This is a genomic window from Salinicola sp. MH3R3-1 (assembly GCF_001937155.1).
GTDB classification, from domain to species: Bacteria; Pseudomonadota; Gammaproteobacteria; order Pseudomonadales; family Halomonadaceae; genus Salinicola; species Salinicola halophyticus.
In genome coordinates, this window is sequence record NZ_MSDP01000007.1 from 125,800 (window position 1) to 140,595 (window position 14,796).

At 64.4% G+C, this 14,796-nt stretch carries 11 protein-coding genes; 8 read left to right on the top strand and 3 right to left on the bottom strand.

All coding sequences use genetic code 11. The features are described from left to right. The first annotated feature begins 77 nt into the window (after positions 1 to 77). The 3 genes from atpD (at position 78) to glmU (ending at position 3,446) form a co-directional block, all read left to right on the top strand. Positions 78 to 1,457 (top strand): F0F1 ATP synthase subunit beta, encoded by a 1,380-nt coding sequence (gene atpD / locus BTW08_RS05275; protein ID WP_075561474.1) that lies wholly within the window; start codon positions 78 to 80, stop codon positions 1,455 to 1,457. 27 nt (positions 1,458 to 1,484) lie between these two features. Continuing rightward, entirely contained in the window at positions 1,485 to 1,910 is a 426-nt protein-coding gene (locus BTW08_RS05280) for a F0F1 ATP synthase subunit epsilon (protein WP_075561475.1), read from the top strand. A gap of 147 nt (positions 1,911 to 2,057) precedes the next feature. After that, entirely contained in the window at positions 2,058 to 3,446 is a 1,389-nt protein-coding gene (gene glmU / locus BTW08_RS05285) for a bifunctional UDP-N-acetylglucosamine diphosphorylase/glucosamine-1-phosphate N-acetyltransferase GlmU (RefSeq protein ID WP_075561476.1), read from the top strand. Between the two features lie 17 nt (positions 3,447 to 3,463). Here the strand turns inward: glmU and BTW08_RS05290 are convergent, their stop codons facing one another. The 3 genes from BTW08_RS05290 to argE form a co-directional block, all read right to left on the bottom strand. Beyond that, positions 3,464 to 3,745 carry a hypothetical protein gene (locus tag BTW08_RS05290; RefSeq protein ID WP_075561477.1) on the bottom strand — a complete coding sequence of 94 codons (282 nt, stop codon included), beginning with the start codon at positions 3,743 to 3,745 and terminating at the stop codon, positions 3,464 to 3,466. 173 nt (positions 3,746 to 3,918) lie between these two features. Continuing rightward, positions 3,919 to 5,019 carry a DUF1615 domain-containing protein gene (locus BTW08_RS05295; protein WP_075561478.1) on the bottom strand — a complete coding sequence of 367 codons (1,101 nt, stop codon included), beginning with the start codon at positions 5,017 to 5,019 and terminating at the stop codon, positions 3,919 to 3,921. Next, on the bottom strand, positions 5,016 to 6,164 hold the full coding sequence (gene argE, locus BTW08_RS05300) for an acetylornithine deacetylase (protein WP_075561479.1): 1,149 nt from the start codon (positions 6,162 to 6,164) through the stop codon (positions 5,016 to 5,018). The genes BTW08_RS05295 and argE overlap by 4 nt, the downstream gene beginning before the upstream one ends. Positions 6,165 to 6,601: 437 nt before the next feature. On the opposite strand from argE, the gene kdpA reads away from it, so the two are divergent. The 5 genes from kdpA (at position 6,602) to BTW08_RS05325 (ending at position 14,752) form a co-directional block, all read left to right on the top strand. Further along, positions 6,602 to 8,395, top strand: coding sequence for a potassium-transporting ATPase subunit KdpA (gene kdpA, locus BTW08_RS05305; RefSeq protein WP_075561480.1), 1,794 nt, complete (start codon positions 6,602 to 6,604; stop codon positions 8,393 to 8,395). Positions 8,396 to 8,477: 82 nt separating this feature from the next. Further along, positions 8,478 to 10,508 carry a potassium-transporting ATPase subunit KdpB gene (gene kdpB, locus BTW08_RS05310; protein WP_281491956.1) on the top strand — a complete coding sequence of 677 codons (2,031 nt, stop codon included), beginning with the start codon at positions 8,478 to 8,480 and terminating at the stop codon, positions 10,506 to 10,508. Between the two features lie 18 nt (positions 10,509 to 10,526). Then, the gene (kdpC, locus tag BTW08_RS05315; RefSeq protein WP_083627695.1) at positions 10,527 to 11,174 is read left to right on the top strand and encodes a potassium-transporting ATPase subunit KdpC; all 648 of its coding nucleotides are present in this window, start codon (positions 10,527 to 10,529) and stop codon (positions 11,172 to 11,174) included. 49 nt (positions 11,175 to 11,223) lie between these two features. Continuing rightward, positions 11,224 to 14,055: a sensor histidine kinase KdpD gene (locus tag BTW08_RS05320; RefSeq protein WP_139313580.1), complete on the top strand. Its 2,832-nt coding sequence runs from the start codon at positions 11,224 to 11,226 to the stop codon at positions 14,053 to 14,055. Beyond that, positions 14,048 to 14,752, top strand: coding sequence for a response regulator transcription factor (locus BTW08_RS05325; RefSeq protein ID WP_075561482.1), 705 nt, complete (start codon positions 14,048 to 14,050; stop codon positions 14,750 to 14,752). Before BTW08_RS05320 ends, BTW08_RS05325 begins: the two co-directional genes overlap by 8 nt. Positions 14,753 to 14,796 lie beyond the last annotated feature (44 nt).

A 14,796-nucleotide genomic window follows, 5' to 3' on the forward strand; every position in this document is an offset into this window, starting at 1 on the left:
TGGCTAGGCGTCGCATGAATGAAGTCACTTCACGCGACGCCCTACAGGTTTCATTTGCAGGTTTACGAGGAACCACTATGAGCGGACGTATCGTACAAATCATAGGCGCGGTGGTTGACGTAGAATTCCCGCGGGACGACGTGCCCAAGGTCTACGACGCGCTGACGGTCTCGGGCAGAGAGGCCGTTCTCGAAGTACAGCAGCAGCTGGGTGACGGCGTGGTTCGCGCCATCGTCATGGGCTCCAGTGAAGGACTTCAGCGTGGCATCGAGGTCGTGAATACTGGTGCCGCGATCTCCGTGCCGGTGGGCACGCAGACGCTGGGCCGGATCATGAACGTGCTGGGTCAGCCAATCGACGATGCCGGCGACATTGGTGACGATGCCGTGCGCATGCCGATCCACCGTCAGGCGCCCGGCTACGCGGATCAGGCCGCTTCCAGCGATCTGCTGGAGACCGGCATCAAGGTCATCGATCTGGTCTGCCCGTTCGCCAAGGGCGGCAAGGTCGGTCTGTTCGGCGGTGCCGGTGTCGGCAAGACCGTCAACATGATGGAACTGATCCGTAACATCGCCACCGAGCACAGCGGCTATTCCGTGTTCGCCGGTGTCGGCGAGCGTACTCGTGAAGGTAACGACTTCTATCACGAGATGAAGGAATCCAACGTTCTCGACAAGGTCGCGCTGGTCTACGGCCAGATGAACGAGCCCCCGGGCAACCGTCTGCGCGTTGCGCTGACCGGCCTGACCATCGCCGAGAACTTCCGTGACGAAGGTCGCGACGTGCTGCTGTTCGTCGACAACATCTACCGCTACACGCTGGCCGGTACCGAAGTGTCGGCGCTGCTGGGTCGTATGCCGTCGGCAGTAGGCTATCAGCCGACGCTGGCGGAAGAGATGGGCGCCCTGCAGGAGCGCATCACCTCGACCAAGACCGGCTCGATCACTTCCGTCCAGGCCGTCTACGTGCCCGCGGATGACTTGACCGACCCGTCTCCGGCGACCACCTTCGCTCACCTCGATTCGACCGTGACGCTGTCGCGTTCGATCGCCGAGCTGGGTATCTATCCGGCCGTCGATCCGCTCGACTCCACCTCGCGTCAGCTCGATCCGCTGGTCGTCGGCGAAGAGCACTACAATATCGCTCGCGGCGTGCAGAACGTGCTGCAGCGCTACAAGGAGCTCAAGGACATCATCGCCATCCTGGGGATGGACGAGCTGTCCGACGAGGACAAGCTGGCCGTGGCCCGGGCGCGTAAGATTCAGCGCTTCCTGTCGCAGCCGTTCTTCGTCGCCGAGATCTTCACCGGCGCGCCCGGCAAGTATGTATCGCTGCAGGAAACCATCCGTGGCTTCCAGGGCATACTCAACGGCGATTACGACGATATGCCGGAGCAGGCCTTCTACATGGTCGGCACCATCGACGAAGCCGTCGAGAAAGCCAAGAGCATGAAGTAAGCCTGCAGACTCCCGGGAGATATCGCTATGGCCACATTTCAGTGTGACATCGTCAGTGCCGAGAAGGAGATCTTCTCGGGCAGCGTCGAGCAGCTCATTGCTGCCGGCGTGGCCGGCGATCTGGGTATCCTGCGCGGTCACGCGCCGCTGCTGACCGAGCTCAAGCCCGGTCCGGTGCGCGTGATTCAGGAAAACGGTGACGAAGAGCTGTATTACGTCACCGGCGGCTTCCTCGAAGTGCAGCCCAACGTGGTCTCGGTGCTGGCGGATACCGTCACCCGAGCCAGCGATCTGGACGAAGCGGAAGCCGAGCAGGCACGTCAGCATGCGCTGGCCTCGCTCAACGAGCAGCAGACCGAGCTCGACTATACGCGGGCGGCCGCGGAGCTGGCCGAAGCCACGGCTCAGCTGCGTACGCTGCAACAGCTGCGCAATCGAGCCGGCCGCGGCTAACGGCATCGCCGTGCAAGACCCGAAAGGCGACTCTCCGGAGTCGCCTTTTTTATGGTCGTCTGGGAAGGAGCGTTCGAGGAATCTGTCAGCGGCGTCCTCAAGCGCTAGAATGACGCCCAGTTTTCATTGATCAAAAGGATGGACGCCATGACTCTCGACGTCGTGATACTGGCCGCCGGCCAAGGCACCCGCATGCGCTCGAAGACGGCGAAGGTGCTGCACAAGCTGGCAGGGCGACCACTGGTTCAGCATGTCGTCGACACGGCGGCAGGGTTGGAGAACGCCCGGCTGCACGTGGTGGTCGGTCACGGCGGCGAGGCGGTGCGCGAGGCGCTCGCTGACGCCAGTTCGACCCCTGCCGATGGCGAGCTCGCCTTCTGTGAACAGAGCGAGCAGAAGGGGACCGGGCATGCGGTGGCTCAGGCGCTGGACGGCCTCGGCGATGGCAAGGTGCTGGTGCTTTACGGCGATGTGCCGCTGATCCAGGCCAGAACCCTCGAGACCCTTCTTGACGGCGTCGACGAGCAGCACATGGCGCTGTTGACGGTGACGCTGGACGACCCCGGCGGCTACGGTCGGATCGTGCGCAATGCCAAGGGCGCGGTCGTCGCCATCGTCGAACACAAGGATGCCGACGACAAGCAGCGCGCCATCGCTGAATGCAATACCGGCATCATGGCGATGACCGCTGAACAGCTGCGTCGCTGGTTGCCCAAGCTCTCCGCCGAGAACGCCCAGGGCGAGTATTACTTGACCGACGTCATCGCCATGGCTGCCGACGACGGTGTCGAGGTCAAGGCGACCCAGCCGAGCTCGCCGGTCGAAGTCGAAGGCATCAACGATCGTCGGCAGCTGGCGGCACTCGAGCGCGCCTATCAACGTCGCCAGGCGGAGCGTTTGATGACCGCGGGCGTCTCGCTGGCGGATCCGATGCGCTTCGATCTGCGCGGCGACGTTACCGTCGGCCGCGACATCCAGATCGACGTCAACGTGATTCTGGAAGGCCAGGTCACGCTGGAAGACGACGTCGTCATCGGCCCCAACTGCGTAATCAAGGATAGCGTGCTGCGGCGTGGCGCAGTGGTGAAGGCTAACAGTCACCTGGAGGGCGTCGAGATGGGCGAGGGCAGCGACTGCGGCCCGTTCGCCCGGCTGAGACCCGGTACGCGGCTGGGTGCCAAGGCGCATGTGGGTAACTTCGTCGAGACCAAGAACGCCGCTCTCGGCGATGGCGTCAAGGCGGGCCATCTGAGCTACCTGGGCGATACCGAGATCGGTCGCGACACCAACGTCGGCGCCGGTACCGTCACCTGCAACTACGACGGCGTCAACAAGCACCGCACGCAGATTGGCGAGGCCGTCTTTATCGGCTCCAACAGCTCGCTGGTCGCCCCGGTCACCATCGGCAACGGCGCGACCATCGCTGCGGGTTCGACGATCACGCGCGAGGTGAAAGACGACGAGCTGGCCATCGGGCGGAGTCGTCAGGTCGCCAAGCAGGGCTGGCAGCGGCCGGTGAAGATGCCGAAGTCTTGATTCATTGTCTTTGGCGCTCATTCGAGTGAAAAGAGCTCACGACTGACGAGATCCTTACGACCCTTGTCGTCGTTATTGCGAGGGGCAAGCCCCTCGCGCTCCCCTTTTTCGCGCCACAGGCTCAAGAAATCCCGAGCGATTTTCGTCAGCGCTTCGGGTCGGCGCGCAAGGACATCTGACCGCCATGGATGGCGGAAATGCAGAAAATGCAGGAGCAATTTTCTGCCCTGTCCCGGCGCGCCTCTAGCGACCTGCTTCGCTAAAACATCCTGTCCCGCTTGCAGGCCGGAGCTGGCCATCCATGGCCAGCTCGTTCGGCGAACCAAACATCACTCAGATGTCTGGTTCGCCTTACCCATGTCGCTAGACCCGGCTCGCCGAAGATCGCTCGGGTTGAGCCTGGAAGGCGCTATCGGGTGGTTTCTTTCCGGCGACTGGAGAAACTTGCCGTTCAGAATTCAAATATTGGACATCAACGCCTCATACACTGCTGCCAGCGGTCGTCGACCCGCTTGGCGAACCACGCCGTGGTCAGGTTGCGGGTGATCTTGGGGCTCTCGAGCTTGATCCCCGGCAGGCGTGCGTAGGGGATGGGCTGACCCTCCTGCTGTAGCGCCAGCGAATAGACCTTTTCGTAGAGCGCGGTCTGCTCAAATTCGAGGGCATCCTCTTCTTCCAGCGCGTCGCGAATCTCGCCGTCGTCCATGCCCAGCCGACCTTTCAGCGTGCGTACCGCCAGCTCGGTCTGGCCAGCCTGGCGGGAACCGGGGATGATCAGGTCGCCGTCGAGCGCCAGCGGAATGCCGGAAAGCTGGGTCACTGCGGCCTGGAACGCGGCGTTACGGCTGGCATACCAGCCGGCGTTGAAGTCGGCGAAGCGATAGAGGGGCTCGTCGTAATTGGCGGGATAGCCGAACAGATGGGCAATGCCGAAATAGAGCCCGCCGCGCCGGGTGAAGACTTCGTGGCGGATCGAGCCGTCGATCGGATAGGGGTAGTTTTTAGCATGATCCTCGGCGAAACCGACGCTGACCTGCATCGGACCGCCGGTGTGCACCGGGTTGAGGCTACCGAATAGCTGGCGGCCCAGCGGCGCCATATCGATGAAATCCTCGAAGATCTCGCTCATCTCGCGCTCGGTCGTCACCGCATTCAAGCGCTGGTTGTAAGTCTTGCCGTTGGGTGACTCGAGGTTCAGGCCGGCATCCACCAGAAAGCCCGGAATATGCAGCGCACTGGCGCGGCGGTCGATCTCTTCCCGGGCGATGGTCGAGAGATTGGGCACGCTGGGGTCGGCCCGATAAGTCGACTCCTGCTCGATCACGGCCAGCGTGGCGCAGAGATTGTCCCTGGTCGCGGGCAGGTTCTGGGCCGAAAACGCGGCGGTAATGTCCGTCGCCCAGCCGTCACGGTCATCGGCGCTGGCCGGAATGAGTGTCACCAGCTCGCTTTTCACGCTCGCCGGGCGCTGCTCGAAGCCGGGCTGCGGTGTCTGGGTGCTACAGCCGACCAGTAGCGCCAGGCCGAATAGCGGTGCCCAGCGAAGTCCGGCAATCATCTTGAATGTCCTCATGCGCTCAGATGCTCCACCAGCCGCTGCATCATCGCGTCGCAACGCTCGAGCTGTTCGACGGCGATGAACTCGTCCGGTTTGTGGCCCTGGTCCATGCAGCCCGGACCGCAGACCACGGTGGGGATGCCGGCTTCGTGAAACAGCCCGCCCTCGGTACCGTAGGGGACGGTGCCGAAGTCATCGCGGTCCGCCAGGGTAGCAATCAAGCGCGCCACTTCGCTTCCGGCCTCGGTGGTCAACCCCGGATAGGCTTGCAGCGGTTCGAACACGATATCGGTGTTCGCCTCGACCGCGCGCATGCGGGGGAGCAACTCGCTGTCGGCGTAGTCACGCATTTCGCGCTCCACCTCGCCGGCATCGAAGCCCGGTAGCGAGCGCACTTCCCAGTCGAAGCGGCACTCCGACGGCACGATGTTGAGCGCGCGACCGCCCTCTATCACCCCGGTCTGAACGGTCGAGAAGGGCGGATAGAAGCGCTCGTCGTGATGGGCGGGATCGGCCAGGCGCTCGCCGATCTGGGTGAGTCTGGTGATCATCTTCGCTGCGGTCTCGATGGCATTGACCCCCTCCGGCGCGTAGGCGGAGTGGCAGGGCGCACCATGCACGCGGCAGCGCACGCCGAGCTTGCCCTTGTGACCCAGTACCGGCTTGAGTTCGGTCGGCTCGCCGATGATGCAGGCGAGCGGCTTGTGCGGTCTGTCCTCCAGCATCGAGATGATCGAGCGTACGCCGAGACAGCCCACCTCTTCGTCATAGGAGAATGCCAGGTGTACAGGCGTCTCCAGCTCGGCTGCTTTGAGGCTCGGCACCGCCGCCAGCACGCAGGCAAGATAGCCTTTCATGTCGGTGGTGCCGCGACCGTAGAGCTTGCCGTCGCGCTCGGTCATCTCGAATGCAGGCACTGTCCACGGCTGGCCGTCGACCGGCACCACGTCGGTGTGGCCGGAGAGCACCACGCCACCCCGATCGGTCGGGCCGATGGTCGCCCACAGATTGGCCTTGCTGCCCTCGTCGTTATGGATCAGTTCGCTGTCGACGCCGTGCTGGCTCAAGTAATCGCGGACGAATTCGATCAGCGCGAGATTGGACTCGCGGCTGACGGTATCGAAGCCGACGAGTTTCCCGAGAAGTTCCTGACTGGTCATGATGCGGTCGGCCCACCTGTCACCGGATTGTCGTTGTCGCTGAGAGGGTGTTTACAAAATGTCTGCGCTCGACAATACGGCGTTGAAATCCACCTCAAAATGCTCATTTACCCCTGGTAAACTCCGCTTTTTCAGCCGATCTCGCCTTGTCTTGTCTTCGCTCGCCGAATTTGTAAACACCCTCTGAATATGTGCCCATCGTCACGATGATGCCGACCCCCACCGCGCAATGCCACCACCGAGGTCTTTGATTTCCGCTTTTACGTTTTCTTTACGTCTTCGCGCGAATTTCCGCATCGCATTTTTACGCCCCTCGACTCGACACTGAGTGCCTCTCGAACGAGGAGGTGACTCATGTCCTACCTGATGCTGGCGATCGCTCTGGTGACCGCCGTCTACCTGCTGGCGACCCTGTGCTGGCCGGAGCGATTCTAGCCATGAACGCGATGATGCTCTGCTATGCCCTGCTGATCGGATTGGCGCTGCCACTGGGTCTCTACATGGGCCGAGCGCTGGATACGGATCGATCCACCGTGATGGATCGTCTCTTCGGGCCGGTGGAATCGGTCCTGATGCGCCTGGCCGGCGTCGACCGACGGGCGTCGATGACGTGGTCGGCCTATCTGCTGGCCGTGTTGAAACTTCACCTGCTGCTGATCGGGCTGGCCTGGATCGTCTTCATGAGCCAGGGCCTGCTGCCGCTCAACCCCGATGGCATCCCCGGCATGAACTGGGATACGGCGCTGCACACCGCGGTCTCGTTCGCCACCAATACCAACCAGCAGCACTATTCGGGCCAGGTGCAGCTCTCCTACCTGAGCCAGACGCTTGCCATCGTCACGCTGCAGTTTCTGACCCCGGCGACCGGCCTGGCAGTGTTGCTCGCCATCACGCGCACGCTGCTCAAGCGCCAGACCTCGAGCGCGACCACCAGCACGACCGTCAGCACGACCGTCAGCACCAATGCGTCCACAACGCCCGCCAGGCACGGGGTGGGCTACGACTCCTCGGTCGGTCACTGCTCGGTCGGTAACTACTGTGTCGGTAACTACTATGTCGACCTCACGCGGATCGTGGTGCGGGTGCTGCTGCCGCTGTCGCTGATGGTGGCTCTGGTTTTGGTGTGGCAGGGCGTGCCGGCCACCTATCAGGGCGCGCAGAGCGTGACGATGCTCGATGGAGGCGCGGCACAGGTGATTCCACGCGGCCCGGTGGCGCCGATGGTGGCTATCAAGCAGCTGGGTACCAACGGCGGCGGCTGGTACGGCCCCAATTCGACCGTGCCGCTGGAGAATCCGACCGGACTGGCGAATCTCGTCGAGACGATCGCACTGCTGCTGATTCCGGTGGCAACGCTGATCGCCGTCGGTGTCATCAGCGGCCGTCGCCGGCTGATGATGGGTATCGGCGCGGTGATGATCGCGTTTTCGCTGATCACCACCACCCTGATCGTGGTCTCGGAGCGCCTGCCCAACGCCGCGCTGGCCGGACTCGCCGTCGAAGGCAGCCCCAATCTCGAAGGCAAGGAGGTGCGTTTCGGCAGCGATCTCTCCGCGCTGTGGGGAAGCTGGACGACGCAGACCTCCAACGGCTCCGTCAACGCCATGCACGACAGCTTCAATCCGTTGGGCGGGCTGGGCCTGCTGATGGACATGTTCGTCAACGTCACCTTCGGCGGCATCGGCGTGGGTCTGATCGGCTACCTGCTCTATCTGATGCTGGCGGCGTTCATCGGGTCGCTGATGATCGGCCGCGCGCCGGAGCTGTTCGGCAAGCCGCTGGAGACCCGCGAGATGCGCTGGATCTCGCTGGCGATTCTGGCGCAACCCCTGATCATCCTCGGCTTGACCGCCATCACCGTGGCGTTTCCCGCGCTGACCGGCAATTCCAACCCCGGTTTTCATGGCCTCTCCCAGGTGCTCTATGAATTCACCTCGGCATTCGCCAACAACGGCTCCGGTTTCGAGGGACTCGGCGACGGCACACCCTGGTGGAACCTCACCTGCGTGCTGGCGCTGGCGGTCGGTCGTTTCCTGCCGATGCTGGTGCCGCTGGCGGTGGCCGGCTGGTTGATGGAAAAACGCACGGCGCCGCAGGGGCGCGGCACCCTGTCGCTGGAAGGTGGTGCGTTCGTCGGCCTGACCGCGGGTGTCATCGTCATCGTCAACCTGCTCGGTTTCCTGCCAGTGCTGGTGCTGGGTCCGATCGCCGAACAGTTGACCCTACCCTGATGAATCGCGTCGACGGAAACGGAATTGACGTAGCGGGATTGATGGAAACGGGACTGGTGGAAACGGGATCGAGGAAAGAGACATGGCAATGATGCAAACACACGAAGCCTCCCAAGGTCTGCGCGTTCGACCGCTGACCCTGCTGGGGGAATCCCTGCGCCGGTTGAACCCGCGCAGTCTGGCGCGCAATCCGGTGATGGCGGTGGTCGCCATTGGCACCCTGGTTTGCGCGCTCTATACCGGCATGGCGTTTGCCGAGGATGGCGGACAGGGGGCGTTCGCGCTGATCGTGACTCTGGTCCTGCTGGCAACGGTGCTGTTCGCCAACGCGGCCGAAGCGATGGCCGAAGCGCGCGGCAAGGCCCACGCCGGTAGCCTGCGCGCCACTCGGGGCGAGTTGACGGCGCGGCGCGTGACCCAGAGCGGCGAGGAGACGGTCGCCGCTGATCAGCTGCGCCGGGGCGATCGAGTCCGGGTGATCGCCGGCGAGCTGATTCCTGCCGACGGTGAAATCATCCAGGGTGCCGGTTCGATCAACGAATCGGCCATGACCGGAGAGTCCGCGCCGGTGCTGCGCGAGGCGGGCACCGATAACAGCGGCGTCAGCGCCGGCACCAAGCTGCTCTCCGACGAGCTGATCGTCGAGGTCAGCGTGGATCCCGGCGAGTCGCTGCTCGACCGCATGATCGCGCTGGTGGAAGGTGCCAGCCGCCAGAAGACGCCCAGCGAACTGGCACTCTCCGTGCTGCTGTCGACGCTGACGCTGGTATTCCTGATCGTCGTGGTCACGCTGGTGCCGATGGCGCTGTTCGTGGGGATCGAGACCTCGACGGTGATGCTGGTGGCGCTGCTGGTGTGCCTGATTCCCACCACCATCGGCGGGCTGCTGCCGGCGATCGGCATCGCCGGCATGGAACGGGCGCTGCGCGCCAATCTCATCGCCAAGTCCGGCAAGGCGGTGGAGATCGCCGGCAGCATCGACACCCTGCTGCTCGACAAGACCGGCACGATCACGCTCGGCGACCGTCGCGCCACCGAGTTCGCGCCGTGTCAGGGGATCGATCTGACAAGACTGCGGGAGATCGCCGGTGTCTGCTCGCTACAGGATCCGACCCCCGAAGGGCGCTCCATTGTCGTCCTGGCGCGCGATCAGGGCGCGACACTGGATTCGCCACAGAACGCCGAGGTCGTGCCGTTTTCCGCGATGAGTCGGGTGTCCGGTCTCGATTTCGCCGATGGTCGATGCTGGCGCAAGGGCGCGCCCAACGCCATCGCCCGGCTGGTACAGGAAGCCGGAGGCCGCGTGCCGGGGGATTTCGAGGCGCTGGTCGAACGTATCTCACGCCACGGTGCCACGCCGCTGGCGGTGTTGGAGGGCAACGTGTTGCTGGGCGTGATCGCGCTGTCGGACGTGATCAAGACGGGGATCGCCGAGCGGTTCCAGCAACTGCGCGAGATGGGCGTGAAGACGGTGATGATCACCGGCGACAACCCGATTACTGCCGCCGCGATCGCCGCCGAAGCCGGCGTCGACGACTACATCGCCGAAGCGACCCCGGAGCGCAAGCTCGAACTGATCCGTGAGGAGCAGGCCTCCGGTCGGCTGGTGGCGATGATGGGCGACGGCACCAACGATGCCCCGGCGCTGGCCCAGGCCGATCTGGGACTGGCGATGAACTCCGGCACCCAGGCGGCGCGGGAAGCGGCCAACATGGTCGATCTCGACTCCGACCCCGGCAAACTGCTCAGCGCGGTGGAGATCGGCAAGCAGCTGCTGATCACCCGCGGGGCGCTCACCACCTTCTCGCTGGCCAACGACGTCGCCAAGTATTTCGCGATTTTGCCGGCGATCTTCGCCGCCAGCGTGCCGGCGCTGGGCGGTCTCGACGTGCTCGATCTGCACTCGCCCGAGTCCGCGGTGTTGTCGGCGGTGATCTTCAACGCCCTGGTGATACCCGCGCTGATCCCATTCGCCCTGCGCGGCGTGCGGGTTCGCGCCGCCTCCGCCAGCGCCATGCTACGACGCAACCTGCTGATCTACGGTCTCGGTGGTCTGTTTCTGCCGTTCCCTGCCATCAAGCTGATCGATCTGCTCATCGGTCCGCTGTTCTGAGATTTCTGGAGACTTGCCATGTCAGTCACTGATTCCCGTCACGACGTTTCCGCTCATGGTGCCCAGGGTGATCCCCATGAGACCTCTCACGCTGCCCATCGCTTTGCCGGCTCCGGCAGCTGGCTGACGGCAATCCGCTTCAGCCTGCTCATGGCGGTGGTGCTCGGTCTGCTCTATCCGCTGGTGGTGGTCGGATTGGGCCAGTTGGGGTTTTCGCATCAGGCCAACGGCAGTCTGCTGGCCGATGCGGAGGGTCGGGTCATCGGCTCGTCGCTGGTGGGTCAACGATTCACCAGCGAACGCTATTTCCAGGGTCGACCTTCGGCGGTGGATTACGCTGCCGACGCGGTTGGCGGTTCCAACCTGGCGCCGAGCAACCCGGCATTGCGGGAACGTGCCGAAGCCGACGCCAGGCAAATCACCGCCCGCGACGGCGTCGAGCCGGGCCGGATACCGGTGGACCTGGTGACCGCCTCCGGATCGGGCATCGACCCGGCCATCAGTCCCGAAGCGGCCGCGATCCAGGTCGCGCGTGTCGCGCGCGTGCGCGGCCTGGCACCTTCGGCTGTCACGACGCTGGTCGAGCGCTATAGTGACAGCGGCCGGCTCGGTCAGCCGACGGTGAATGTGCTGGCACTCAATCTGGCACTGGACGCTATCGAATGAGATCGAGACGCGCCCGCTACCCTGAGGCGGAATGTCGGAGATCGAAAGCGTGAATCAATCCCGCGAGGTGCAGCGCCCCGATCCGGACGCCCTGTTGGCAACGACAGGGTCCGGTCATGGCGGATCGCTGCGAATCTTTCTCGGCGCCGCTCCCGGTGTGGGCAAGACGAGCGCCATGTTGCGCACCGCGCGGGAACGTTTCGATGCCGGTGGCGACGTGCTGCTGGGCGTCATCGAAGCGCACGGCCGTAATGAGACCGAACGTCTGTGCGACGGATTGCCGAGTCTGGCGCTGACGCCCAGAGAACGTCATGGGCGCACCTTTCATGAATTCGACCTCGACGCCGCGCTGACGCGGCGACCGCAGATCCTGCTGGTCGACGAACTGGCCCATCGCAATATTCCCGGTGGTCGTCACGCCCGGCGCTGGCAGGATATCGAAGAGCTGCTCGATGCAGGTATCGATGTCTGGACCACGCTCAACGTCCAGCATGTCGACAGTCTCAACGACGATGTGGCGCGGATCACCGGTATTCGGATGCGCGAAACGGTCCCCGATCGGCTGATCGCTCGAGCCCGGGACATTTCGTTGATCGATCTCACGCCCGCCGAGCTGATCGAGCGCCTGCAGCAGGGCAAGGTCTACGTGCCGGAACAGGCGCGGACGGCGCTGGAGCACTATTTTTCGCCTGGCAATCTCACCGCGCTGCGTGAACTGGCGCTACGCGTGATGTCGGATCGCCTCGACAGCGACGTGCGCCAGGTCATGGACGCCAGCGGCGTGACGGGCCCCTGGCCGGTGCGGGCAAAACTGTTGGTGGCGGTGAAAGGCAAGCACGGCGATCACGGCCTGCTGCGGGCGGCCAGCCGCTGGGCTCAGCGTCACCAAGCACCCTGGCAAGCCGTGCAGGTCACGCCGCTTCGCGATGTCGATCCCGCCACGGCCAGCGAGTCGAGCAATCTGCGCCAGCAGGCCGAGCAGTTGGGCGGGCGTTGGGAAACTCTCAGCGGTGACGATCCGCTGGCGGAGCTACTGGACCACGCGGCACGCCACAATATCACCGCCTTGATGATCGGACGGGCGACTTCACGGCGACAGGCGTGGTGGCAACCCGGTTGGTGGCGATTGGGGTGGCGATCGGGATGGCGACGACCGCTGGTCGACCGGCTGCTGGCGCGGCGCCCGCCGTTCGATCTGATCGTGCTGGCCGACGAAGAGGCGATGACGCGGCCCTCTCGTCCCCGCTGGCAACCGCCGTTGGCGCGGGAGTGGCTGTGGCCGCTGGCGGGCACCGCGCTGGCGGCGCTGGCGGCCCAGCTGCTTTCGACCCAGGTCGAGCTGGCCAATCTGTCGCTGATCTTTCTGGCTGCCGTCCTTGCTAGTGCGCTGCGCGCGGGCACGCGCTCGGCGATGCTGGCGGTGGTGTTCAGCGCTCTGGTCTACAACTTTCTGTTCACCGAGCCGCGCTTCACGCTGGCCATGATCCATCAGGATCAGGTCCTGACAGTGGTGATCTTCTGCCTGGTGGCAGTGGTCGCGGGCCAGCTGGCGGGCAAGGTGCGGCGGCAGTTGAGCGAACTTCGGGAGAGTCGCCATCGGATCCAGGAGATGCTGTCTATCTCGCGCTCGTTGGCGAGTGCTGCCGATCACGCCCGCGTTCGCGACATTGCGGTCAAGGCGCTGGCCGACACGCTCGGGCTGCCCTGCGTGTTCGTCGAGAGCGACGATGCTGCCGGACCGCCACGGGTCACGGCCTCCCACCCGGGACAGATTGCGCTCGAACCCCCTGCGCTTCAGGCGTCGCGATGGACGCATCAGCATGCGCGGCCGAGCGGTCATGGCACCCAGACCCTGAGCGCGCAGCGCTGGCGGTTCGAGCCCGTCGTCGAAAACGACACGCTTCGCGGCGTGCTGGGGCTGGCGCTGGGAGATCGCCAGCGTCCGCTCGATGCCGCCGAAGAGGCGCTGATCGACAATCTGGTCAACCAGCTGGGCAGCGCCCTGGCACGCACGCGGCTGGTCGCCGATCTCGGCACCGCGCGGCTGGCCGAGGAGAACGAACGCCTGCGCTCGGCACTGCTGTCGTCCGTCTCCCACGATCTGCGCACGCCGCTGGCTTCGATCATCGGCTCCGCCAGTTCGCTGCGGGAGCTCTGGTCGCAGCTGGCCGAAACCGACCGCCAGGAACTGCTCGACGGCATTCTCAGTGAAAGCGAACGACTCAATCGCTACATTCAGAACCTGCTGGACATGACCCGGCTGGGTCATGGCGGGTTGAAGCTCGAGCGAGACTGGGTCGCGCTATCGGATATCATCGCCTCGGCGCTCAAGCGTCTCAAATCGGTGGTCGAACCGCTCACGATCGAGCGTCATCTTGCCGCCGATCTGCCACTGCTTTACGTCCATCCGGCGCTGATCGAACAGGCATTAATCAACGTGATCGAGAACGCCGCGCGATTTTCACCCCAGGGCGGGCGATTGCGCATCTCCGGTGCCCGGGAAGCCGATCAGGTGGTGATCCATGTCACCGACCAGGGGCCGGGTATCGACGAGGCGCTGCGAGAACGCATCTTCGACATGTTCTTCAGCGGTGGCGAGGGCGACCGCGGGCCACAGGGTAGCGGTCTCGGACTCGCGATCTGTCGGGGCATGGTCGGTGCCCACGGTGGCGAGATCAGCGCCGGCCCGGCGGATTGGGGGCAGGGCACCGACATCCAGATCCGGTTGCCGATCTGGGAACCTCCCGCCAGCGAGGTGCCCGCACAGGGGGAGCATCAGCTATCGGGGAACGCAGTGGAGAATGACGGGACGGCGATAGTGAATGGCGGGAACGCGGTCGAAAACGGTGGCAACGGGGTCGAGAGGAGCAGGAATGAGTGATTCTGCGAAGGGAGAACGCGGGCCGCGCATTCTGCTGATCGAGGATGAGCGCCAGATCCGTCGTTTCATGCGAATCAGCCTGACCTCTCAGGGGTTCGAGGTGATCGAGACGGAAGACGGCAATACGGGCATGGCGGCGTTCAACCATCAGCGCCCCGATCTGGTGCTCCTCGACCTGGGGCTGCCCGACATGGACGGCATGGAAGTGCTCGATGCCCTGCGCGCCCAGAGCGAGGTGCCGGTGCTGGTGGTATCGGCACGTGCCAGCGAAGCGGAGAAGGTGGCCGCACTGGATGCCGGCGCCAATGACTACATCACCAAACCGTTCGGCATTCAGGAACTGCTGGCGCGGGTACGGGCCGCGCTACGCACGACCACGCCCGGCACCCTCGGCGAAGGGCTGAAGCTCGGTGAGCTGACCATCGATCTGGCTCGACACCGGATCGTTCGGGGCGGCGAGACCGTTCATCTCACGCCGCGCGAATTCAGCGTGCTGGCGATGCTGGCACGCCAACCCGATCGTGTCGTCACTCAGCATCAGCTGCTGGCCGAGATCTGGGGTCCGGTTCACGTCCACGACACCCACTACCTGCGTATCGTCATCAGTCGTCTGCGCCAGAAGCTGGGCGACGATCCCGACGATCCGCATCGGATCCAGACCGAGGCCGGCATCGGCTATCGCCTGCTCAGCCAGTGAGCGAAACGCTTGCCGACGTTCGCTCTCACTTGATGGCCCTAGCT

What these genes read in the sequence shown, in the direction of transcription:
- BTW08_RS05280 (WP_075561475.1), top strand. Translation starts at nt 1,485, where the DNA reads ATGGCCACATTTCAGTGTGACATCGTCAGTGCCGAGAAGGAGATCTTC.
- BTW08_RS05325 (WP_075561482.1), top strand. Translation starts at nt 14,048, where the DNA reads ATGAGTGATTCTGCGAAGGGAGAACGCGGGCCGCGCATTCTGCTGATC.
- BTW08_RS05290 (WP_075561477.1), bottom strand. Translation starts at nt 3,745, where the DNA reads ATGGCCAGCTCCGGCCTGCAAGCGGGACAGGATGTTTTAGCGAAGCAG.
- atpD (WP_075561474.1), top strand. Translation starts at nt 78, where the DNA reads ATGAGCGGACGTATCGTACAAATCATAGGCGCGGTGGTTGACGTAGAA.
- BTW08_RS05295 (WP_075561478.1), bottom strand. Translation starts at nt 5,019, where the DNA reads ATGAGGACATTCAAGATGATTGCCGGACTTCGCTGGGCACCGCTATTC.
- argE (WP_075561479.1), bottom strand. Translation starts at nt 6,164, where the DNA reads ATGACCAGTCAGGAACTTCTCGGGAAACTCGTCGGCTTCGATACCGTC.
- kdpB (WP_281491956.1), top strand. Translation starts at nt 8,478, where the DNA reads ATGGCAATGATGCAAACACACGAAGCCTCCCAAGGTCTGCGCGTTCGA.
- kdpC (WP_083627695.1), top strand. Translation starts at nt 10,527, where the DNA reads ATGTCAGTCACTGATTCCCGTCACGACGTTTCCGCTCATGGTGCCCAG.
- glmU (WP_075561476.1), top strand. Translation starts at nt 2,058, where the DNA reads ATGACTCTCGACGTCGTGATACTGGCCGCCGGCCAAGGCACCCGCATG.
- kdpA (WP_075561480.1), top strand. Translation starts at nt 6,602, where the DNA reads ATGAACGCGATGATGCTCTGCTATGCCCTGCTGATCGGATTGGCGCTG.